17 protein-coding genes are annotated in these 22,567 nt (G+C 72.3%); 6 read left to right on the top strand and 11 right to left on the bottom strand.

Annotated elements, in window-relative coordinates; all coding sequences use genetic code 11:
• The first annotated feature begins 404 nt into the window (after nt 1–404).
• On the top strand, nt 405–1,472 hold the full coding sequence (locus tag AB0N14_RS03370; protein WP_366024029.1) for an NlpC/P60 family protein: 1,068 nt from the start codon (nt 405–407) through the stop codon (nt 1,470–1,472).
• Between the two features lie 16 nt (nt 1,473–1,488).
• Here the strand turns inward: AB0N14_RS03370 and AB0N14_RS03375 are convergent, their stop codons facing one another.
• Both AB0N14_RS03375 and AB0N14_RS03380 read right to left on the bottom strand, forming a co-directional pair.
• Nucleotides 1,489–2,196 carry a response regulator transcription factor gene (locus AB0N14_RS03375; protein ID WP_366024030.1) on the bottom strand — a complete coding sequence of 236 codons (708 nt, stop codon included), beginning with the start codon at nt 2,194–2,196 and terminating at the stop codon, nt 1,489–1,491.
• Nucleotides 2,193–3,485 (bottom strand): PspC domain-containing protein, encoded by a 1,293-nt coding sequence (locus AB0N14_RS03380; protein ID WP_366024031.1) that lies wholly within the window; start codon nt 3,483–3,485, stop codon nt 2,193–2,195. Before AB0N14_RS03380 ends, AB0N14_RS03375 begins: the two co-directional genes overlap by 4 nt.
• A gap of 175 nt (nt 3,486–3,660) precedes the next feature.
• Here AB0N14_RS03380 and AB0N14_RS03385 point away from each other — a divergent pair, with 175 nt between their 5' ends.
• Both AB0N14_RS03385 and AB0N14_RS03390 read left to right on the top strand, forming a co-directional pair.
• Complete coding sequence (locus AB0N14_RS03385; RefSeq protein ID WP_366024032.1) at nt 3,661–5,328, top strand: PspC domain-containing protein; 1,668 nt, start codon at nt 3,661–3,663, stop codon at nt 5,326–5,328.
• A complete protein-coding gene (locus AB0N14_RS03390; protein ID WP_366024033.1) occupies nt 5,315–5,578 on the top strand; it encodes a hypothetical protein in 264 nt (87 codons plus the stop codon). Before AB0N14_RS03385 ends, AB0N14_RS03390 begins: the two co-directional genes overlap by 14 nt.
• Here AB0N14_RS03390 and AB0N14_RS03395 read toward each other — a convergent pair.
• The 3 genes from AB0N14_RS03395 to AB0N14_RS03405 all read right to left on the bottom strand — a co-directional run bounded on the left by AB0N14_RS03395 (nt 5,569) and on the right by AB0N14_RS03405 (nt 8,805).
• The gene (locus AB0N14_RS03395) at nt 5,569–6,099 is read right to left on the bottom strand and encodes a TQO small subunit DoxD (RefSeq protein WP_366024034.1); all 531 of its coding nucleotides are present in this window, start codon (nt 6,097–6,099) and stop codon (nt 5,569–5,571) included. The two genes, AB0N14_RS03390 and AB0N14_RS03395, sit on opposite strands and share 10 nt — an antisense overlap.
• 256 nt (nt 6,100–6,355) lie before the next feature.
• Nucleotides 6,356–7,645 (bottom strand): hypothetical protein, encoded by a 1,290-nt coding sequence (locus tag AB0N14_RS03400; RefSeq protein WP_366024248.1) that lies wholly within the window; start codon nt 7,643–7,645, stop codon nt 6,356–6,358.
• Between the two features lie 365 nt (nt 7,646–8,010).
• Entirely contained in the window at nt 8,011–8,805 is a 795-nt protein-coding gene (locus AB0N14_RS03405; protein WP_366024035.1) for a class II aldolase/adducin family protein, read from the bottom strand.
• A 233-nt stretch (nt 8,806–9,038) separates the two neighbouring features.
• Between AB0N14_RS03405 and AB0N14_RS03410 the strand changes: the two genes are divergently transcribed.
• Complete coding sequence (locus AB0N14_RS03410; protein WP_366024036.1) at nt 9,039–9,512, top strand: pyridoxamine 5'-phosphate oxidase family protein; 474 nt, start codon at nt 9,039–9,041, stop codon at nt 9,510–9,512.
• Between the two features lie 9 nt (nt 9,513–9,521).
• On the opposite strand, the gene guaA is transcribed toward AB0N14_RS03410, so the two are convergent.
• The gene (gene guaA / locus AB0N14_RS03415) at nt 9,522–11,102 is read right to left on the bottom strand and encodes a glutamine-hydrolyzing GMP synthase (protein ID WP_366024037.1); all 1,581 of its coding nucleotides are present in this window, start codon (nt 11,100–11,102) and stop codon (nt 9,522–9,524) included.
• Between the two features lie 347 nt (nt 11,103–11,449).
• Between guaA and AB0N14_RS03420 the strand changes: the two genes are divergently transcribed.
• Both AB0N14_RS03420 and AB0N14_RS03425 read left to right on the top strand, forming a co-directional pair.
• Complete coding sequence (locus AB0N14_RS03420; RefSeq protein ID WP_366024038.1) at nt 11,450–11,740, top strand: chorismate mutase; 291 nt, start codon at nt 11,450–11,452, stop codon at nt 11,738–11,740.
• A gap of 878 nt (nt 11,741–12,618) precedes the next feature.
• On the top strand, nt 12,619–13,605 hold the full coding sequence (locus AB0N14_RS03425) for an LPXTG cell wall anchor domain-containing protein (protein WP_366024039.1): 987 nt from the start codon (nt 12,619–12,621) through the stop codon (nt 13,603–13,605).
• A gap of 103 nt (nt 13,606–13,708) precedes the next feature.
• Here the strand turns inward: AB0N14_RS03425 and AB0N14_RS03430 are convergent, their stop codons facing one another.
• The 5 genes from AB0N14_RS03430 to AB0N14_RS03450 form a co-directional block, all read right to left on the bottom strand.
• Nucleotides 13,709–15,514, bottom strand: a complete 1,806-nt coding sequence (locus AB0N14_RS03430; RefSeq protein ID WP_366024040.1) for a GMC family oxidoreductase — start codon at nt 15,512–15,514, stop codon at nt 13,709–13,711.
• A 40-nt stretch (nt 15,515–15,554) separates the two neighbouring features.
• Nucleotides 15,555–17,195, bottom strand: coding sequence for a succinic semialdehyde dehydrogenase (locus tag AB0N14_RS03435; protein WP_366024041.1), 1,641 nt, complete (start codon nt 17,193–17,195; stop codon nt 15,555–15,557).
• A 115-nt stretch (nt 17,196–17,310) separates the two neighbouring features.
• Nucleotides 17,311–19,095 (bottom strand): protein kinase, encoded by a 1,785-nt coding sequence (locus AB0N14_RS03440; RefSeq protein WP_366024042.1) that lies wholly within the window; start codon nt 19,093–19,095, stop codon nt 17,311–17,313.
• Nucleotides 19,096–19,183: 88 nt separating this feature from the next.
• Nucleotides 19,184–20,818 carry a serine/threonine-protein kinase gene (locus AB0N14_RS03445; protein WP_366024043.1) on the bottom strand — a complete coding sequence of 545 codons (1,635 nt, stop codon included), beginning with the start codon at nt 20,816–20,818 and terminating at the stop codon, nt 19,184–19,186.
• A gap of 88 nt (nt 20,819–20,906) precedes the next feature.
• Nucleotides 20,907–22,523, bottom strand: coding sequence for a serine/threonine-protein kinase (locus AB0N14_RS03450; RefSeq protein ID WP_366024044.1), 1,617 nt, complete (start codon nt 22,521–22,523; stop codon nt 20,907–20,909).
• Between the last annotated feature and the right edge of the window lie 44 nt (nt 22,524–22,567).

Here is a 22,567-nt window from a genome sequence, read left to right on the forward strand (position 1 = left end):
CCCGCTGACACCGCCCCGGCGGATGTGACGCCGCTCGCTCATCCCTCCGGACCGGCCGCATATATGCGCCCTATAGCACTCGGCGGCCGCCCGGTGCGCCGGATCCGCCGCATCGGTCATCGCGGAGCGTGAAGACGGCGACCCGGCATCGGGATCACGGTCACATGCGGTCACCGTCAGTCCGGTCGCGCCACTTCCGTACATCCGGTCACCAGCGCATCACGGACGGGTTTAGCGTCCTCCCCCAGGTGCCCGGCTCCCCATCGCCGCCCGGGCCAGGGGCGGCCGTCGGGCACCACCGCCGAGAAGGTCCGGCGGCGGCCTGTTCCCCCTGTGCGGACCGCCGCCGGACGCGTGACACCGCCAGTGGCCCCGGCGGTCGTACGAAAGGACGGGACGTCCAGGTGGCAGCGCACCGCAAGCCCAGACAGCGTTCGCTCGGGGGCGGCACGGCCCGCACCGCCGCCACGATCGCCCTCGCGGGAGCGGCTACCGCGACCGGCTTCGACGGCACGGGGCATGCCGAGCCGCCGCTCTCGCCGGCCCAGGTCAAGGCCAAGGTCGACAAGCTGTACCAGGAGGCGGAAGCCGCCACCCAGAAGTACGACGGCGCCAAGGAGCAGGCGCAGGAGGCGCAGAAACGGCTGAACGCCCTGCGGGACGAGGCGGCCCGCCGCACGGACCGGCTGAACTCCGCCCGCGATGCCCTGGGTTCCTCGGCCGCGGCGCAGTACCGCGACGGGGGCCTCGACCCCGCGGTGCGGCTGCTGCTCTCCTCGGATCCGGGGCAGTACCTCGACAACGCCGCGTTCGCCGAGCGGGTGGACAACCGCCAGGCGGCGGCCGTGACACGGGTACGCGACCAACTGCGGGAGATCGAACGACTGCGCGGTGCGGCACGGGTCGAACTGGCCTCACTGACGTCCCGGAAGGCGGAGCTGAGGCGGCAGAAGCAGACGATCACCGAAAAGCTGGGCCAAGCACGACAGCTGCTGTCCCAGCTCACCCAGGGGCAGCGGGCAGGGGCCTCGGCGGACGGGGGCGCCGGGCGGGCGTCGCGGTCCGTGGGGCGCGATCTGCTGGGCGCCGTGCCGGCCACGACAGCGACGGCCGAGGCGCCGGACGCCCGGGCGGCGGCCGCGGTGGCGTACGCGTACGGCAAGCTCGGCAGCCCCTACGTCTGGGGCGCGACCGGCCCGAACGCCTTCGACTGCTCGGGCCTGGTGCAGGCCGCGTACCGCTCGGCGGGCATCTCGCTGCCCCGGACGACCTACTCCCAGATCGGCGCTGGCCGGCGCGTCCCGCGCTCCGAACTCCTCCCCGGTGACCTGGTGTTCTTCTACTCCGGGATCAGCCATGTGGGGATCTACGTCGGCCACGGCCAGATGATCCACGCCCCGAACCCGTCGGCACCGGTCCGCCTGGCACCGATCGACGAGATGCCGTTCGCGGGGGCCACGCGGGTCGTGTGATCCGGAGGGCCCGTGCTCACACCAGCCGGCGTGCCGTCGCCCACCGTGTCAGCTCATGCCTGTTCGACAGCTGGAGCTTGCGCAGGACCGCCGAGACATGGGACTCGACCGTCTTCACCGAGATGAACAGCTGCTTGGCGATCTCCTTGTACGCGTAGCCGCGGGCGATGAGGCGCAGGACCTCGCGTTCGCGCTGGGTGAGGCGGTCCAGGTCCTCGTCGACGGGCGGCGCGTCGGTCGAGGCGAAGGCGTCCAGGACGAAGCCGGCCAGCCGCGGGGAGAAGACGGCGTCGCCCTCCTGGACGCGGAAGATGGAGTCGACGAGGTCCGAGCCGGTGATCGTCTTCGTCACATAGCCGCGGGCGCCACCGCGGATCACGCCGATCACGTCCTCGGCGGCGTCCGACACCGACAGCGCCAGGAACCGCACCGGCTGCTCGGGGTCGGCCATCAGCGAGGCGCAGCGGCGCAGCACTTCCACCCCGCCGCCACCTGGCAGGTGGACGTCGAGAAGGACGACCTCCGGGCGGGTGGCGGTGATGACGGCGACCGCCTGGTCGACATCGGCCGCCTCACCGACGACCTCGACGCCGGTCAGCTCCGTCTGCCCGATCTCAGCCTGGACTCCCGTACGGAACATGCGGTGGTCGTCGACGAGTACGACCCGTACCCGCCGGTCCGCGTTTCCGCCGGACACCGAGGCCTCCCCGTTCGCGTCGCTCATGACGTCGTCTCCGCCCTCTCCATCTCCAGCTCGACCTCCGTGCCGCCGTCCGGTACCGCGCGCAGCCGTGCCGTGCCGCCGTTGCGCTCCATACGGCCGATGATCGATTCTCTGACACCCATGCGGTCGGCGGGTATCGCGTCGAGGTCGAAGCCGGGGCCGCGGTCGCGGACGGACACGAACACCGTCTTGCCCTCGACCTCGGCGTAGACCTGGACGGCACCGCCCTCGCCACCGTACTTGGCGGCGTTCACCATCGCTTCGCGCGCGGCCTGCATCTGTGCGCCGATCCGTTCGTCGAGGGGGCAGTCGCCGACGATGACGACCTCTATGGGGACGCCGTGCTTGTCCTCCACCTCCGCCGCGTTGCGCCGGACCGCCTCCGCCAGGGTGTCCGGCTCCTCGGCCTCGTCCTTGCCGGTGCCCTCGGGTTTGTACAGCCAGGCGCGCAGGTCGCGCTCCTGGGCGCGGGCGAGGCGGCGCACCTCGTTCGCGTTCTCCGCGTTGCGCTGGATCAGGGTCAGGGTGTGCAGCACCGAGTCGTGGACGTGGGCGGCGACCTCGGCGCGCTCCTGGGCCCGGATGCGCATCAGGCGCTCCTCGGACAGGTCCTGGGTGATCCGCACCAGGTACGGTCCGGCGAGCAGCGTGATGCCGACGAGGACCGCCAGCGCGGCCTGCAGGACCGAGCCGAGGTGGGCGGCGGAGCCCTGCAGGACGAACATGCCGGAGACGCCCGCGGTGACCAGCAGGACACCGGCCGCGGCACGCAGCAGTGTGAGCGTGCGACGGCGGCTGCCGACCTCCATCCAGCGGGCCCGCCGCGCGTTGTCCGCCTGGCGCCAGACCAGGGCGACGCCCGCGGCGACGAGAACGGCCGGTATGAGGTAGACCTTGGCGACGCCGTCGAGCTTCATGCTGCCCACGAAGGTCAGCGCGACGACGACCATCAGGAGCAGAGCGACGATCTGCCCCCGGTCGGGCCTGCGGGCGACCAGTCTCCGGCGGCCATGGGGTGAGGTCTCGGTGCCGACAAGCGACGGGGAGCGCCGTTCGTCCACGCCGCCGACCCCGAGCGGGACGAAGAACCAGAACGCCGCGTACAGCAGCGCGCCGAAGCCGTGTGCCAGGAACAGGCCGACGAAGACGAGGCGCACCCAGATCACGGGCAGCCCGAGATGCCCGGCGAGCCCCCGCGTCACGCCCCCGAGCCAGCGTCCGTCGCTGCTGCGGTAGAGCTTGCGCGGCGGCCGCGGATCGGCGAGGGGCAGCATTGCGGCGTCCGGCATGCCAACGATGGTCACACGACCGGACCGGCCGGGCATCAGGGTCGGCCCCTTAGACACCCCTGACCTTCGAAGGGTGATCGAACACTTCCCCTGGCGGCCTGTCAGGGCAGATTTCAGGGTTGGGCCAGGGTCGTCCCGACTGCCGCCCGGCGCCCGCGGCGGCGACCATGGATGCATGACAGATCAGCAGCGCGCGGCAGCGGGGCACGGCCCTGGTGCCGGGCACGCCTCCACCGCGGGGCGCGGCCCCGGGGAGCAAGGTGGCCGGCCGCCGGAGGACGGCGCGCAGCACGCCGTGCCCGCGTCCGGCCCTGCCGCGCCCGCTGCGGATGAGGAGCCGCGCGCGCAGGCGGGCGCGGACGTGCGGCAGGATGCGGCCGTGCGCGAGAACGGAGGCGAGGACGCCGGCATGGGCCGGGCCGCGGGCGGACACCGGGAGCCGGGCGCCCGCACGGGTGCGGCGGCAAGCGAGCGGTCCGGGGCCGGGAAGGCCACGCCCGGACGCGACGGAACCGCCACGCCCGACGACGCGGCGGTGGCCGAGGAGCCCGGCCGGTTCCGGCGTGACCGGCGGCACAAGATGCTGGCGGGGGTCTGTTCGGGCCTGGCCCGCCGGTGCGACATGGACCCGGTGATCTTCCGGATCGTGCTGGCGGTGCTCTCGGCAGCGGGCGGCCTCGGCCTCATCTTCTACGGCTTCGTCTGGCTCCTCGTGCCCTACGAGGACGAGGAGGAGAACGAGATCCGCAAGCTGCTGACGGGCCGCGTCGACGGTCAGGCCCTGGCCGCGGTGCTCTTCGCCCTGGTGGGCTGCGGAATCTTCCTGTCGATGCTCAGGAACGGCAGCGTGCTGACCTTCGCCGCCGTCCTGTCCCTGCTCCTCGCCGGCGCGGCGTACTGGTCGCGGCAGCGCGGCGCTCCGGACCCCGACCCTTCCCCAAGCTCTCGGCTGCGCTCGAGCAGGGGAGGCCCCATTGCCGCGCAGGCGGTGGCCGACGCCCCACCGGAGGCCACGGCACCGCCCGTCCCCGCCTCCTACCCCTCCTGGTGGCGCGACCCCATCGTCAAGGACGGCACCCACGTGGGCGGCACGGGCTATCTGTGGGGCCCGACCGACACCGCCGGCCGAGACGTCGCGGCGGCGGTCGCCATCGCCCGCGGTTCCTCGTACGCGGAGCGGATACGGACCGAGCAGCGGCACAGACCGCGGGGGCCGCGCTGGACGGGCGGCTGGGTGTTTCTCCTGGCCCTGCTCGCGGGTGGCCTCGGCACCCTGCTGACCTGGGACGACCGGGCGCTCGGCACGAGTCTGCAGACGGGCCTGGCGTGCGCGCTGGTGGTGTTCGGCGTCGGCATAGCGCTCAGCTCGTTCCTGGGCCGTACGGGGGCGGGCTCGGTTTTCCTCGCGGTGCTCACGGCGGTCCTGCTCGCCGCCTCGGCGGCCCTGCCGAAGGACATCGGCACCCAGTGGAGGCGTGCCACCTGGGCGCCGGCCTCGGTGACCGCCGTGCGGGAGAAGTACGACCTGGGCACCGGCGTCGGCACTCTGGACCTCAGCCGTCTCCGGCTCGCCGGGAACCAGACCGTGACGACCCGGGCCGAGGTGGGGGTGGGCCTGCTGAAGGTGGTGGTTCCCAGGGAGACGACGGTGGAGCTGAACATCGACACAGGGGTCGGCGACATCCGGTTGCCGGGCGAGACCCACAAGGACGTGGACGTGGAGCCGGGCAAGCACCGGCAGGTGACGCTCACCCCCGCGGCGGGGACGAAGAAGGCGGCCACGCTCCGCCTCGACCTCGAGGTCGGCGTGGGCCAGGTGGAGGTGGACCGTGCTGCGTCATGAGTTCCAGCCGGGCCGGCTCGTGGCCGGGGTCTTCCTGGCCGGTGCGGGCGTCGCTTACGTGGGTGATGCCGGCGGGGCGTGGGAGACACCGTGGTTCGCGATCATCCCGATCGTGATCGGCGGCCTCTGCCTCGCGGCCGTGACCGGCCTGCTGGCCCGCGCGATACGCAGGCATCGGGCGCCCCGCGCCGGCCGGCAGGCCGAACCGGCGGAGGCCAGGTCGGCCGCGGTGCCGCCGGCTCAGCGGTAGCCGCCCGTGCGTTGCCGTCGTCGGGCGCGCAAGGCGGCGTCGAGGGACAGGACCGGGGTGCCGGCGAGGACCAGCGGGATCCAGGCCATCAGATAGGCGAGGTCGTTGCCGTAGTAGTAGGGGGTCGAGGCCCAACTGACGGTCAGCCACAGGCTCAGCGAGATCAGCGCGCCACCGAGCGCGGCGAGGCGGCCCAGCAGGCCGAGGAGCGTGCCGATTCCGACGGCGAGTTCACCGAGGGCGATGGCGTAGCCGAAGCCGACGGGGTGCTTCAGCGCCAGGTCGACCAGGGCCGGGATCGCCGACGAGCCGCGCACGGAGTGCATCAGCTCGCCGATGGACCCGGAGCCGGAGGCATGCATGAAGGCGCTGTTGGTGAGCTTGTCCAGGCCCGCGTAGATGAAGGTGATGCCGAGGAAGACACGCAGTGGAAGCAGTGCGTACCGCACGGCGGTGTCCCGCCAGGTTCTGCCCTCGTCGACGTAGGAGGTGTGGGAGTCCGTGCGAATGCCATGAACCATCGTGCCGCCGCCTCTCGCCCGCCGTGCCCAGCCCTTGCCCCTCAACAGACCATACGTACGAAAGGGGGCAACCGCTCAACCGCTGCGCACACAGTTTTCCCGCTCCTTGGCCCGGGAGTTCAGCATCGGCCCCGGACCGACGACAGGACGCCCCCGCCCGGCAGGGCGGACCCAGGGGCGCCCCGGCTGGGCCGAACGGGGCACCGCACCCGGCGGTCACGAGACTCCGGAGCCTGCTCGCCCAGCCCGTGCCCGGTCACTCCGTCACGTCGATGGCCACCCGATTGGTCTCCACCCCGGCAGCCGTCACCACCTGCACCTCGACCCTGCCCGGTTCCACATCCGCCGGCACCGGCACCGTCAGCAGGGTGTCCGTCGGGTTGCTGAAGCCGCCGGTGACCGGGACCAGCGGGACATGGACGTGCACGGCGCCGATGCGGACCACCATCCGGGACAGCCGGTCCGCGTTCTGGGCGCCGGGCGGTACGAAACCGGCGCCTCGGATCTCGATGTCGTCGCCCGTGCGGATCGGCGCGTCCAGGTCCCCCGCCTCCCGCGCCCGGACCACCGAGAGGATCACCGGACGTCCGCCTTCCGCGTACTTTCCGGCGAGGTAGGTGGCCGCCGAGACCAGGACCAGCAGCGCGAGCCCCCACGGCAGATCGGGCAGTTGGTCGGGGCGGCGGGCCAGCCGTACCACCGCGAAGACCAGGGCGACCGCGCTGACGATCACATACTGCGTGTCCGGGAAGCTGCCCCGCCCCGAGTCGTCCGTGAGCAGGTCCGCCGCCCGCGGCCGGTCGGCGCGCACCTTCTGCAGCCGCTGGCCGAGCACCCGCAGCCCCACCACCCGCCGCACCAGCACCGCGATCCCGCACACCACGGCGACCACGGTCACCACACCCACGCCGCGCGCGAGGCCGAGCCCGGCGATCAGCTCGTCGCGCCGGCCTTCGGCCGAGGCCGCCGTCAGTTCAACGACCAGCACCAGCACCGCGTACAGGACGAACAGCACCCAGCCCGCCCCCACCGCACGGGAGGTCGACAGCCGGTTGTCCTCCCCGATGACGGGCGCGAACGCCCCGCCGCGCGCCCGGTGCAGATACCCGGCGGCGGTCAGCGCCGCTCCCACCAGCACCGCCGCGACCAGCCCGGCAGTGCGCGCCACGGTCCACCCGGCCCCGATCGCGGTGAGCGCCTGCGCCAGCAGCAGGACGCCGACGGCACCCCACACCGCGATCGCCGTGCGCCGCCACAGCCGGCCCAGCCAGGCCTCGGCGTCCGCGCGACCGCGCTCGGCGACGACCGCGGCGGACTGGGTCAGCTCGTCGGACACCCACTGGCGGGACGCGGACGCGGAGTGCGCGACCGCGGCGGGCAGCCCCCGCCCGGAGGCGAACTCCTCCCGCTTCGCCAGGAACTCGGCGACCGCGCGCCGGTGCCCCTCGCGTGCGCCGTGCGGGCAGTCCCCGCAGGTGAAGCCACCCTCATGCGCACCTGGGCCGCTCCCGCGCCGTTCGCCCTGCCTCGCCTCCTGCACCGCCACGCCCGCTGCCGCCTTCCCCACGCCCGAACAACACACCGCGCCCGGCCGCCGATCGGGCCGGACGTACGCTCACCGGAGCCACCCGGCCCCGCCGTACAACTGCCGTGTGACGACAGCGAATTGTGCCGTACGGAACACCTCCCGCGTCCGTCGGGTCCGGTCAGGGCGGGTGAAAGCGCGAACCCCCGGTTGACCTCGCCGACCGCCGTCGACACACCCCTGACCGACCGCCGTCGACACGCCCCTGACCGACCGCCGTCGAAATGCCCCTGGTGACCCGGTTGCGAGAACGGATGAGGAGTTCGCGGCCCCGAAGGCGGTCGTGCTTGTACTGCGCGGCTTCTGAGGGTTGCGGCGTCGGCGGGTCAGCCGAGCAGATCCGGTTCGCTGCGGGTGATGTCCTGCCACAGCGGCTGGTAGTTGATCCAGGCCACCAGGTCACCGCCGAGCTGCTCCCGGGTGGCCACCGCCTGTCGGTGGTCGATCAGGACGGGGCGTCCCGCGGCCTTCGCGGTCAGCTGCACCTGGCAGGAGCGTTCCATCGACAGGAACCACCAGGCCGCCGCGTCCACCGAGTCGCCGACGGTCAGCAGCCCGTGGTTGCGCAGGACGAGCGCCTTGCGGCTGCCGAGCGCGGTCGCGATCCGGCGGCCCTCCTCGGCGTCGACGGCGACGCCGGTGTAGGCGTCGTACACCGCGTGATCTTCGTAGAACGCGCAGGACTCCTGGGTGATGGGATCCAGCAGATCACCGAGTGCGGCGAGGGCCCGTCCGTGCACCGAGTGGCAGTGGGCGACGGCGACGACATCGGGACGGGCGGCGTGGACCTGGGCGTGCACGGTGAAGGCGGCCTGGTTCACGTGGTAGCGGCCGTCGATCACCTGCCCGTCCTGGTTGGCGAGCACCAGGTCGCTCACGGTGACGTGCCGGAACGACATTCCGAAGGGGTTGACCCAGAAGCAGTCCGTGAACTCCGGGTCGCGTGCGGTGATGTGTCCGGACACCCCGTCCTCGAAACCGAGCCGCCCGAAGATCCGCAGGGCGCCCGCGAGCCGTTCCTTGCGGTGCTGTCGCTCGTCCTCGACCGACTCGTGCATCGGCGGCATGGCGAACCGCAGCTGGTCGGTGGGCAGGGGCGGGGGCGGAGTGGGGCCGTGCATGGGTCCTCCGGCACTTGACTTCGTCAACGGGCCGGAAGGTACCGCCGGTCGGGCGAGGATGACAGCGCTGGTTGGTAAAGATGCGGCGCAGGTGGTGCCGGGAGGCGGCGGCTTGCACCCGAGCCCGGTGCGGCCGACACCCGAGCCCTGCGGATCCGACACCCGAGCCGCGGATCCGACACCCGACAGAAGATGTCGGGTATCGGCGTCAGACTCGCCGTATGGCAACGAGCATGTCAGCGAACTGGGCGGCTTTCGCCGAAGCGGAACCGGCCCTCGCCCGGACCGTCGAGCAACGCTTCGGATCCTTCACCCACCACGTCCTGGCGACGCTGCGCAGGGACGGCTCACCCCGCACCACCGGTCTGGAGGTCCGCTTCCTGAACGGCGAGCTGTGGCTCGGCATGATGCCCGGCTCGCTCAAGGCACTCGACCTGCGCCGCGACCCCCGCTTCGCGCTCCAGGCGAACCCGGGGCCGGGCACCGGGATGGGCGGCGGTGATGTGCGGATCAGCGGACGCGCCGTGGAGGTCGAGGACGACCGGACCAAGGGCGCGTACGTGAAAGAGGTGGAACCGCCGGAGCCGTTCCACCTCTTCCGCACCGAGCTGACGGAGGTCGCAAGGACCTGCGTCGAGGACGACACGTACCTCGTCGTCCAGGTCTGGAGGCCCGGAGAGCCGGCGCGCACTCTCAAACGGACGTGACCTGGGGGCTCACTCCCACTCGATGGTGCCCGGCGGCTTGGACGTGACGTCCAGGACCACGCGGTTGACGTCGCGGACCTCGTTGGTGATCCGGGTGGAGATCTTCGCGAGGACGTCGTACGGGAGCCGGGACCAGTCGGCGGTCATGGCGTCCTCGGAGGAGACCGGGCGCAGCACGATCGGGTGGCCGTACGTGCGGCCGTCGCCCTGGACGCCGACGCTGCGGACGTCCGCGAGCAGGACCACCGGGCACTGCCAGATCTCACGGTCGAGGCCGGCCGCCGTCAGCTCCTCGCGGGCGATGGCGTCGGCATCGCGCAGCAGGTCCAGGCGCTCCTTGGTGACCTCGCCGACGATACGGATACCGAGGCCGGGGCCGGGGAACGGCTGGCGCTGGACGATCTCGTCCGGCAGGCCGAGCTCCTGGCCGACCATGCGGACCTCGTCCTTGAAGAGCTTGCGCAGCGGCTCGATCAGCTTGAACTCGAGGTCCTCGGGGAGGCCGCCGACGTTGTGGTGCGACTTGATGTTGGCGGTGCCGGTGCCGCCACCGGACTCGACCACGTCGGGGTAGAGGGTGCCCTGGACGAGGAACTCGACCGCCGGACCCTCGTCCGCGATGATCTCGGCCTGGGCCTGCTCGAAGACCCGGATGAACTCGCGGCCGATGATCTTCCGCTTCTCCTCGGGGTCCGAGACGCCCTTGAGCGCGGTGAGGAAACGCTCCTCCGCGTCGACGACCTTCAGCTGGACGCCGGTGGCCGCGACGAAGTCCTTCTCGACCTGCTCGGTCTCGCCCTTGCGCATCAGGCCGTGGTCGACGTACACGCAGGTCAGCTGGGAGCCGATGGCCTTCTGGACGAGGGCGGCGGCGACGGCGGAGTCCACGCCGCCGGACAGCCCGCAGATCGCGCGCTTGTCGCCGACCTGCTCGCGGATCGCCTCGACCTGCTCCTCGATCACGTTGCCGGTGGTCCACGTGGGCTTCAGGCCGGCGCCGCGGTAGAGGAAGTGCTCCAGTACCTGCTGGCCGTGCGTGGAGTGCATGACCTCCGGGTGGTACTGCACGCCGTACAGCTTCTTCTCGTCGTCCTCGAAGGCGGCGACCGGGACGACGTCCGTGGAGGCCGTGACGGTGAAGCCCTCGGGGGCGGCGGAGCAGGCGTCGCCGTGGGACATCCAGACGGACTGCTCGGCCGGGGTGCCCTCGAAGAGGGTGGACGACGGCTTGGAGACGGCGAGCGCCGTACGGCCGTACTCGCGCGCTCCGGTGTTGTCGACGGTGCCGCCGAGGGTCTGCGCCATCAGCTGGAAGCCGTAGCACATGCCGAAGACGGGCACGCCGGACTCGAAGATCTCGCGGTCGAGACGGGGGGCGCCCTCCTCGTAGACCGACGAGGGGCCGCCGGAGAGGATGATCGCCGCCGGGTTCTTGGCGAGCATCTCCTTCACCGGCATGGTGCTCGGCACGATCTCGCTGTAGACCCGGGCCTCGCGGACGCGACGGGCGATGAGCTGGGCGTACTGCGCACCGAAGTCGACGACCAGGACGGTGTCGGGAGCGGCGGCAGCGGGGGTCGCTGATGACACGGGGTGCCTTCCGGCGGTTGGGCGGGTCCTTGTGCCACCCGATTCTACCGAGGTGGCCGTGAGTGCCGTCCCGCCGCTGCCAGGGCCCCCGCCTGTGGACCCCGTCTCACCATGCGGGCCGCTTTGGACGCCGTCCTCCGCCACGGCATACTGGCCCCATGCTCACGCTCGCGACGATCTTCGTCTTTACCTATGGCAACCGGCCCGCCGGCTGCCATGGTCGTGCTGCTTGAGCTACTGACAAGCGACTTCCCAGGCGCCCCGGGCCGACAAGGTCCGGGGCGCCTGGCGTTTCCCGGGTCCTGTCGCTCCGGGGCACCGCGTACCCGTCCACGAGGAGCCCCCGCATGACCGCCACCGCAGCCACCGAGAAGACCGGCGCCCGCACCGACGACGCCGCGAACCTGATCAGCGACGCCCGTGAACGCATCGACTCGCTCGACGACCGCATCATCGGTCTCATCCAGGAACGGATGGCCGTCTCCGCCGTCATCCAGGAGGCCCGTATCACCTCCGGCGGCCGACGCGTGAACCTCTCCCGCGAGATGGAGGTCCTCGGCCACTACCGGGACGCGCTGGGCAAGCCCGGCACTGCCCTCGCGATGACCCTGCTCGAGCTGTGCCGGGGCCGGATCTGAGGCCGGGCCCGGACCGGATCCGCGTTCCGCGGACGTACGTACGCATACCCCCTCACCCGTACGGCGCGTGACCGGGCCCGCGGCGACTTCGTTGAGCCGGGCGTCCGTGCCAGCCAGGGGCGGCCCGAAAGAACCACGCGTGGCTCCGCTGGAGCGATGAGACGTACGGATCGTGCCGTGCGTCGTGGGACCTCGCTCCGGGGATGTGACCGGACGGCAGGGGACAGCAGCCCGGTCACCCAGTAAACGGTCGGCTCCGGGGACGCCCGGAGCCGACCGGCGGAATCTGTTCAGAGGTGGTCGAAACGGTTGCGGAGGCCGTGACCCATCCAGCACGATGCGAGGAACAGAGAGTCGACCGCACCCCCACACGGTCCCTGGCAGACAACAGCATCGCTCCTCCCACCGACTGCCAATGGTCGACACCACGCGCGCTCCTGGCACGCGCCGGAGCGCACCACCGGCGGTCACGCAGGCAAGCGGCGCAACCCCCCGGCGCCGCTCCCCGGGCACCGGCGAGCGGCGCAACCCCCCGGCGCCGCTCCCCGGGCACCGGCGCTGCCCTGACGTCGGTGCTGACGGAGAAGGGCCCCGCGGATTCCCCGAGCCCTCGGCCACGCCGAGCCGGGGTCCCCCCGCCGCGGGGCCTTTCGCCGTCCCTGCTTGGTCTCAGTACGGGTGACCGTCCCCCGGATCTGCCGACGGTCCAGGCCTATGTGACCCACCGCACATAAGAATTCTGTGAATGCGAGCGCAACCATTCACCTCGCACACAGGTCACACCTGGCGAATCAGGGGCCACACCTGCGCCGCCACGCGGCGGGCTCCCCCCAAGATGCGCCGCGTCGTAGCGGCGCACCGGACTCTTCGAGGTCTTCATGAAGCTTCGCCGTGCCCTGGCCGCCGCGGCGGCGACGGCTGCCATAGCCCCGCTCGCGCTGCTGTCGGCACCGGCCGCGTTCGCGTCGGACAGCACGTCGTCTCCGTCGACCAGCGTTTCCCCCACCGACACGTCGTCCGCCGGCGCGTCCACGTCCGCGTCCACGTCCGCGTCCGCGAGCCAGTCGGCGTCCTCGAGCGCTTCCGCGTCCACGTCGGCGTCCGCGAGCCAGTCGTCCTCGCCGAGCAGCAGCGCCTCCAGCCCGGCACCCAGCACCTCCGCGCCCGAGGGCACGGAGTCCCCGGAGCCCGAGCCGTCCCTCTGTGAGGACACCAAGGTCGACGTCACCATCACCGGTCTGCCGGGCAAGATCGCGGCAGGCAGCGGCTGGCACAAGTTCTCGCTGAACGTGGCGAACAACTCCGGTCACACGCTCCAGGACCTCGACTTCTTCGCCGGGGCCTCCGCCGACAAGGCCGGCGAGAACCTGTTCACGAGCAAGCAGGTCCAGCTCCAGGCCTGGAACCCGGAGGACAACGTCTGGGAGAACCTGAACGACGGCGGTTACGCGGTCGGTTACGTCGGCTACACCGACGAGCTGAAGTCCGACTACGAGGTCAACGTCCCGCTCCGCATCAACGTGGCGAAGTCCGCCCCGGTCGGCGCCGGCTTCTCGCTGGGCGCGACGATCTACGCGGACAGCGACGCCAACTGCACCGGCGCCGGTGAGGTCTCCTACAAGTTCCAGATCGTCTCCCCCGGCACCGACACCGACGGCACCAAGCCTCAGGAGGGCGGCAAGGCCCCGGTCACGAGCACCAAGCCGAGCAGCACCACGCCGAAGGTGACCGGCACCCTCGCCTCCACCGGTTCCTCCTCCGCGCTGCCGACCATCGCGCTCGTCGGCGGTGTCGCCGTCGTCGCCGGTGGTGGCGTCATGTTCGCGGTGCGGCGCCGCAAGGCCGGGGGCCACGCCGCCGCGTAACCGTCGCGGGCGTGGACGGACCGTGTAAGCCGTCCGCCCCCCGTAGCAAGGAGAAGGACCTGGGCTCGGAGGGGGGCCCAGGTCCTTCTCCACTTCTCCCCCGCTACTGCTTCGGCGGCACCGCGGGCATCCCCAGGAACGGCAGCCGCAGCGCCCCGAACGCCTTGGCCGGCACCGCCGGGTGACGGGGTTCCACCGGCTTGAGCCGTTCGTACCGCGCACCCTGCGCCGGGCGCGGATCCGCCTCGCCCTTGTTCGGCCAGTACGACATCGCCCGCTCGGCCTGCGCGGTGATCGTCAGCGAGGGGTTGACGCCCAGGTTCGCCGACACCGCCGCGCCGTCGACCACCGAGATGCCGGGGTGGCCGTAGAGCCGGTGGTAGGGGTCGATGACGCCGGTCTCGCGGGAGTCGCCGATCGGGCAGCCGCCGAGGAAGTGGGCGGTCAGCGGGGTGCCCATCAGTTCGCCGACGTTGCTGCCCGCGAAACCGTTGATCTCGGCGGCGAGCACGGACGCCGCCTCCGAGGCCGCCCTGATCTGCTTCGGGTTGGGTCGGCCATGACCCTGCCGGGCCGTCAGCAGGCCCTTGCCGAGGCCGTCCGGCTTCAGATACGTCGTCAGGGAGTTGTCCAGCGATTGCATCACCAGGCCGATGATGGTCCGCTGCGACCAGCGTCGGTTGGACAGGGAGCGGACCATCAGCCACGGGTGACGTGCCGCGTTCGCGAGCCAGGCCAGGGCGCGGGAGCGGCCCTCCGCGTAGGGGACCTGGAGGATCGACAGGCCGCCCATCGCGTTCGAGCCCTTGCCGTAGCGGACGGGCTCGATGTGCGTGTTCTCGTCCGGGTGGATCGAGGACGTGATCGCCACGCCCCGCGTGAAGTCGACCCTCGGCGCGCCGTGCGCCGTGCGGTAGCGCCGGTTGTCGGTCTGCGCGCCCACCAGCGCCTCGGAGTTGGTGCGGGTCAGCTCGCCCAGCCGGTCGGAGAGGTACGGCAGTTGGCCGTTCGCCTTCATGCGGTGCAGCAGGGTCTGGGTTCCGTACGTGCCCGCCGCGAGCACCACCCGCCGTGCCTTGAAGGTGCGTCCCCTGCCCTTGCGCCGGTCGTCCGTCGGCAGGGTCGCCACGGCGTACCCGCCCTGCGAGTCGTCCGTGACCGACACGACCGTCGTCATCGGGTGCACGACCGCGCCCGCCTTCTCGGCGAGGTGGAGGTAGTTCTCGTTGAGGGTGTTCTTCGCACCGTGCCGGCAGCCCGTCATGCACTCGCCGCACTCGGTGCACGCCCGGCGGGCCGGGCCGGCGCCGCCGAAGTACGGGTCCGGGACCTCCTCGCCGGGCCGGGCCTTCACCGTTCCGTCGGCGTCCTCGCCGTCACCGAAGAACACGCCCACCGGTGCCAGGTGGAAGGTGTCCCCGACTCCCATCCGCTCGGCGGCCGCCTTGAGGTGCACGTCGGAGGGGGTCATGGTCGGGTTGAGCCGTACGCCGAGCATGCGCCGGGCCTGGTCGTAGTACGGGTTCAGCTCCTCCTGCCAGTCGGTGATCCCCCGCCACTGCGGGTCGTCGAAGAAGGCCTTCGGCGGTACGTAGAGGGTGTTGGCGTAGTTGAGGGAGCCACCGCCGACGCCGGCGCCCGCGAGGACCATGACGTTGCCCAGCAGGTGGATGCGCTGAATGCCGTACATGCCCAGGGCGGGCGCCCAGAGGTAGTTCTTCAGGTCCCAGGAGTTCTTCGGCAGCGTCTCGCGGGTGAAGCGGCGGCCCGCCTCGAGGACACCGACGCGGTAGCCCTTCTCCGTCAGCCGGAGCGCGGAGACGGATCCGCCGAACCCCGAGCCCACGACGATGACGTCGTAGTCGTACCCGTCCTCGTCCCGGGTCTGGACGGACTTCTCCTGCGACACGTGCTCTCCTCGTTGAGAACGGGGGTTGCCTGTTGGGGCACTAGCGGAGGCGGAGCGCCTTCATCACCTTCAGGCTCCGGCTCATGAACGCCGCGTACTTCTCGTCGTCCATCCCCAGCGACGGGGCCATCGGCAGCAGTCGCTGCTGGGCGACCGTCTGGGCCTCGGTGTACTTGAGGATGCCCTCCGAGCCGTGGCGGCGGCCGAGGCCGGAGTCCTTCATGCCGCCCATCGGGGACTGGACGCTGCCGTACGCCGGCGCGTAGCCCTCGTTGACGTTGACCGTGCCCGTGCGCAGCCGGGCCGCGACCGCGCGCCCCCGCCGTCCGTCCTTCGTCCAGACCGACGAATTCAGGCCGTACGGAGTGGCGTTGGCGCGCTCGATCGCCTCGTCCTCGCTCTTGAAGCGGTAGATCGACACGACGGGGCCGAAGGTCTCCTCCGCGCACACCGCCATCGGGGCCTCGACACCGTCGAGGATGGTCGGCTCGTAGAAGTACGGGCCGACGTCCGGGCGGGCCACCCCGCCGGCCAGCACCTTCGCCCCCTTGGCCACGGCCTCCTCGACGTGCCGGGTGACCGTCTCGAGCTGCCGCTCGCCGACCAGCGAGCCCATGTCGGCGCCGTAGGCGAGGGACGTGCCGAGCCGCAGGGCCTTGGTGCGGGCGACGAACCGCTCCAGGAAGGCGTCCGCGATCGACTCGTGGACGTACAACCGCTCGATGGAGATGCACAGTTGCCCGGCGGAGGAGAAGCAGGCCCGCACCGCGCCCGCGGCGGCCTTCTCGATGTCGGCGTCCTCAAGGACCAGCATGGCGTTCTTGCCCCCGAGTTCGAGGGAGACGCCGACGAGCCTGGCGGCGGCGCCCTGGGCGACCTCGCGGCCGGTGCGGGTGGAGCCGGTGAAGGAGACGTAGTCGGCGTGCTTGACGACCTCCGGGCCGACGACCGGGCCGTCGCCGATGACGACCTGGAAGACCTCGGCGGGCAGTCCGGCCTCGATCAGCAGGTCGCGCGCCCACAGCGCGGTCAGGCAGGTCTCCGTGTCGGGCTTCATCACGACGGCGTTGCCCGCGGCGAAGGCGGGGAGCGCGTCGCCGACCGACAGCTCCAGCGGGTAGTTCCAGGGGGCGATCTGGCCGACCACGCCGCGCGGGTGGCGCAGTTCGGTGACCTTGGTCAGCGTCGGTACGGCGCCGGTGTGCCGCTTCGGCCTCAGGTACGAGGGCGCCTTGCGGCCGTAGTGCCGGGCCGCGACGGCGACGGCCTGCACCTCCTCGTGGGCGTGCAGACGGGCCTTCCCGGTCTCCAGCTGGATCAGGTCGAGGACCTCGGCCTGCCGCTCCAGCACCAGGTCGTGGAAGCGGAGGAGCACCGCGGCGCGCTGCCGTACGGGGGTCCCCGCCCAGGCGGCCTGGGCGACGCGGGCCCGTTCGAAGGCGAGGGCGACGTCCTCGGGGGTGGACTCGGGCAGGTCGGCCAGCTTCTCGCCGGTGAACGGCGTGTGGTTGGCGGTGCGGCCCGAGCCGGCCACGCCCTTGGTGAGCTGGGCGACCAGCTCCGGCGTCACCACGTCGACGGCGGTGCGGGCGCCCGTGGGGGCGGGAGCGAGGGGGTTGGTGCCGACCGTGCCCGTACCGGTCTGTGCGGTGGCCTTCTCCGGGGCCTGCGAGTCCGTCATGAGGCGCAGGGTATGCCGGGGCCGAGCGTTTGGGTACCCGTCGGTAACGCGCTTTCACGGGGCGTCCACACCCCGCCAGTGACCGCTGGCAGCGAATGCGCTGATCAGGGCGTCGTCAGGACCCCAGCATGTCCCTGCCCACTTTCAGGCGGTCCCGGGCACCCTTGAACAGGGAGGTGCCGCGCTTCTCGTCCGGGGTGCCCTTCGGCATGTCCACGCGCAGCACGTAGTACTCGCGGGCGGTTGTGACGATCAGCAGCTGCAGGACGCGGTACCGCTTCTTCCCCACCGTGTAGGTGGTGTCGGTGAGCATGGCGTCGTCGCCGTGGAAGCTCGTGGGGGTGTAGAGCGTGCCGGGGTCGTCGGCGGGCCAGGAGGCGGTGGCCTGCCGCGCCCAGGCCTTCAGGGGGGCGGGGACCGATGTCTCCCGGGTCAGGCGGAGCCGGACGGAGTCGTCGCCATAGGTCACCGTGCGGTCCGTGGCGGTGCCCCGGGCGATGTCCGACGGTACGGAGACGATCGCGTCGAGCTTCGCCTCGCGGTGGGCGATCCAGGAGCTGGGGGAGGCGATGGCCGGGGCCGAGCTGTAGGTGGCGGTGTGTTCGGTGCCCCCCTCGCTCTCGGGGGTGTCGAAGCAGGAGGTGCCGAACCAGGTGCCGCCGACGAGGAGGACGCCGAGCGCGGCGACGGGGGCCGGGCGGAGGAGGGCGGGGCGCTTCGGCTTCGCCACCGGCGCCGCCACGGCGACGGTCTCCGGGGCGGACGGCGCGGGGGCCTCCGACTCGTACGGCTTGGCGGCCTCAGACTCGGACGGCGCGGGGGCCTCCGACTCGTACGGCTTGGCGGCCCCCTGCGCGGACGGCTTGACGGCGTCCGGCTCGGACGGCGCGGCGGCCTCCGCCTGCGGCGCGGCTTCCGGTGACGTGTCGGGGCCACCGTCCTCTACGGTGCCGGGACCGTCGTCCTCCGCAGGCCGCGACGGCGCGGCCCCGAACCGTACCGTCCCGACCTCCTCGGCGAACTCCCCCAGGCCCGAGGAGTCCTGAGCACCCGTCGACTCCGCCCGCTCCGCACCCGGCGCCGGCCATCCCACCACCGTCTCCAGCACCGCACCGACCTCCTCCGCGCCGGGCCGCCGCTCTGGTTCCTTGACCAGCAGCCGTGCGATGAGCGGCCCGAGCCTCCCGGCCTGCCGGGGTTCGGGAGGATCGGTGGCGAGGATCGCGGCGAGCGTGGACTCCACCGTCGTACGGCGGAAGGGGGACGATCCTTCGACGGCGGCGTACAGCAGCACGCCCAGCGACCACAGGTCGGAGGCCGGACCGGCGCTCCGGCCGGACATCCGTTCCGGTGCGACGAACTCCAGCGAGCCGACGAACTCCCCGGTGACGGTGAGGGATTCCTCGCCCTGGACGTGCGCGATGCCGAAGTCGGTGAGGACCACCCGGCCGCGTGGACCGAGCAGGACGTTCGCCGGCTTCACGTCGCGGTGCACGATGCCGACGCGGTGCGCCGCGTCCAGCGCGCCGACGACGGCGCGCCCGATGCGCGCCGCCTCCTCGGCCGGCAGCGGCCCACGGCGCAGCGCGTCCGCCAGGGACTCCCCTCGGACCAGCTCCATGACGATCCAGGGGCACCCGTCCTCGACGATCACGTCGTGGATCGACACGGCCGCGGGATGGTCCACGCGGGCCGCGGCTCGTGCCTCGCGGTAGAGCCGGTGGGCGGCGCGCCGGTGTGCCTCGTCCTCCGGATCGCCGGGCAGATGGGGCTGCTTGACGGCGACGTCGCGCTCCATGAGCTCGTCCACGGCACGCCATACGGTGCCCATGCCGCCGGAGCCGAGGCGTTCGGTCAGCCGGTAGCGACCGTCGATCAGACGTCCCGCGTCAGTACGCATGTCCCATGAGTACCGTGCGGGGTCAGGAGTTGTCGAAGCGGGTCCCGGTCGCCGGACGCACACCGTCCTATGGCGAGGCTCATGAGGGTCAGAGCGTGTCGATCTCCAGGTTCGCCATCGCCGTCCGCGCCACTTCGCGGCCGCGTTCCGTGAAATCGCCCTTTCCCGGGTAACTGACCGTCAGTTTGTACATGTCGCCCGCCGAGTTCTTGTAATAGAAGATCGCCAGCTCGCGCGGGCGCGGATTCAGGCTGTCGTCGGTCGTGTAGGCGACGGTGTTCTCGGCGGCTTTCCTGTCGTGGTACGTGATGCCGTCCTTCGGGGCCGTCCTCGGGCCCTTGGGCATGTCGAACTGGTAGGCGCCGCTGTTCTTGAAGGCGTCGTTGTCGGCGTACATCTCGGCCGCCGACGAGTCCTTGATCTGGTGGGAGGTGTCCTGGGACTTCCTCGCCAGGTGCAGGCCGATCGAGATGCTGCCGCTCCAGTCGGTGTACGTCACCCAGTTCTTGTCGGTGTCGTCCTTCTTCGGCCGGCTCGGCTGGTAGTCGGCGGGCACGGCGAGCGTGGCGCCCAGTGCCTTCTCCGGGTGCTGCCGCCAGCCACCCGGCAGCGGGCCGGCGAACGGGTCCGCGACCACGAGGTACGCCGCCACCGCGGCCGCGACGACGGACGCCCCGGCCCCGAGCAGGGTGCCGCGGCCCAGGCGGACGCCCTTGCGACCGGGCACGGTGATCTGCACGGGCGCCGGTTCTCTCGCCGCCCCCTGAAGCAGCCGGCGTACCTCGGCCGCGTTCGGGCGGCGCGCCGGGTCCTTGTTCAGCAGGCCGCCGATGGCGTCGGCGAGCGGGCCCCGGGCGGAGGCCGGGGGCGCCGGTGTGAAGTGGAGGACCGACTGCAGGGTGGCGGGCGTGTTGGTGCGCCGGAACGGCGAGACACCCTCCGTCGCCGCGTACAGCACCACCCCCAGCGACCACAGGTCCGACTCGGGGCCCGGGCGCCGGCCCAGCACCCGCTCCGGCGCGATGTACTCGGGGGAGCCGACGAAGCCGCCCGTCTCCGTCAGCTTCGTCTCGCCCTCGATCTGTGCGATGCCGAAGTCGGTGAGCACCACGCGGTCGTACCGGCCGAGCAGGATGTTGTCGGGCTTCACGTCGCGGTGCAGGACGCCCGCCGCGTGCGCGGCCTCCAGTGCGCCGAGCACCTCCAGGCCGATCCGTGCCGCCTCGCGCACGCCGAGCGTGCCCTCCTGGAGCACATCGCCCAGGGAGCGGCCCCGCACCAGCTCCATCACGATCCACGGCCTGCCTTCCACGACGGCGACGTCGTGCACGTCGACGACCGCGGGGTGGTCGAGGCGGGCGGCGGCCCGTGCCTCACGGCGCATCCGCTCGTAGGCGTTGGCCTGTTCACGTTCGGGAAGGTGGTCGGGCACCCTGGGTTCCTTGACGGCGACCTCCCGGTCCACCGTCTCGTCCTCGGCCCGCCACACCGTGCCCATGCCGCCGTGCCCGAGCTTGGCGAGCAGCCGGTAGCGCCCGGCGACGAGCCGCCCGGCGCCCGGGTCCCGCGGCGCCTCGGAGGCGGCCTGGGTGGGGACGGCGTGGGCCTCCGGCTGTGGCCGGGCGTAGGGGTTTCCCGGGTACGGCACGGCCGGCCGCGGCGGTTGCAGTCCGAAACTCGTCGGTTCGCCCGCCTGCTGAGGTCCTCCCCCGTGGTCACTCATGCGCTCATGCTTATCGCGTCGGCGGCCCCCTCAGCCACCCTTGTCCCCTTGCAGTCACAGACCCGTGACGCGGGGGCTTCGTACGGGGTCACCCTGGAGCGAACGTGTCCACCGCCACGTCGAAGTGCTCCTTCGCCTCCCGGACCTTCCCGACCGGCGCCGACACCCATACGTCGTACATCCGGCCGCCCTCGTCCCAGCACAGGTCGTAGGTGTGCCGCGGGCCCTCGGCCGCGGTGAAGCCGTCCCAGGTGAACTCCCACAGCGCCGCCGGGTTTCCGCGGTGCGAGGTCCCGGTGACCCGGCCGTCGTGGTAACCCGGGTTGGTGGACGGCCCGTCCGCGTCCGAGCTCCGCATGACCGCGAGGGGGCCGCCCGCCGCGGGGTCCGCCACCTTGATGCCGAGGCGGAAGGTCCCTCCCGGCGACACGTAGAAGATCCGCTCGCCCTGCGGACTGCGGGTGAACCCGTCCGGTACGGCCAGCGAGAAACCGTTCGGGTCCCGCACCAGCCGGTACCCGGAGGGCGCCCTGCGGGTGACCTCCGACGTCGCCGAGGCCGGCGTACGGGTCACCGTCACCGTGGGCGCGGGCCGGGCAGTGGACGGGAGCGTCGGCCCCCGGCTCGCCGACGTGCGCGCCGGCCCCGGGCTCGCCGGCGCTCCCCCGCCGTCACCGCCGTCGCGCAGCAGCAGCGCCGCCGCCGAGACACCCGCGCCCGCCATGGCCGCGACCAGGGCGGCCGCCACGAACACGCCCCGCACGGACTGCCTGCCGGAGGCCGGCGCCACGTGCGCCTCCTGCGGGGACGGCGGGGCGCCGCGAGGCACGTCCCGCTGCGTCGGCGTGTACGGCACGGACGCCACCGGTGTACGCCCGGTCTCCAGAAACTCCCGCAGCAGCCGCTCCGCCTCCGCCGCGTCCAGACGCCGGTCGGGGTCGCGTTCCAGCAGCCCACGGATGACGGGCAGGATCGGCCCGGCCTGCTCGGGCGGGCGGATCTCGCCCGCGACCACCGCGTGCAGGATGCCGCCCAACGAGTCGCGGCGGAACGGCGACTCGCCGCTCAGCGCCGTGCACAGCAGGGCTCCGAGGGACCACAGGTCGGACTGGGGCCCGGTCCGTTCACCCGACATCCGTTCGGGCGCGGTGTACTCGGGGGACCCGACGAAGGCGCCGGTCTCGGTGAGCGTGGTGGCACCCGTGACCTGGGCGATGCCGAAGTCGGTGAGGACGACGCGGCCGGTGCCCGCCTCCATCAGGACGTTCGCGGGTTTCAGATCGCGGTGCAGCACGCCCGCGTCGTGCGCCCGGCGCAGCGCGCCGAGCAGGGCGATGCCGATGCGGGCGGCCTCCCGGGCGTCGACCGGGCCGTGGGTGGCGATGCGCTGGGCGAGCGAGCCGCCGTCGATCAGCTCCATCACGATGTACGGGCGTTCGTCGTGCTCGACGACGTCGTGGACGACGATGATGTGCGGGTGCCGCAATCGCGCCACCGCGCGCGCCTCGCGCAGGGTGCGCTCACGGTGCAGCCGGGCCTCCTCGGCGGACAGGGAGAGGTCGAGGACGAGCTCCTTGACGGCCACCTGCCGGTCGAGGAGTTCGTCGCACGCCCGCCAGACGACGCCCATGCCGCCGCGGCCGATCCGCTCCTGAAGCCGGTAACGCCCCGCTACGACCCAGCCGTTCTCCCCCTCGGTCCCCATGCGCCCCATCATGCCGCACCGGACGGGGCCCTCCGGGACGACGC

Source organism: Streptomyces sp. NPDC051104 (assembly GCF_040682835.1).
GTDB classification, from domain to species: Bacteria; Actinomycetota; Actinomycetes; order Streptomycetales; family Streptomycetaceae; genus Streptomyces; species Streptomyces cynarae.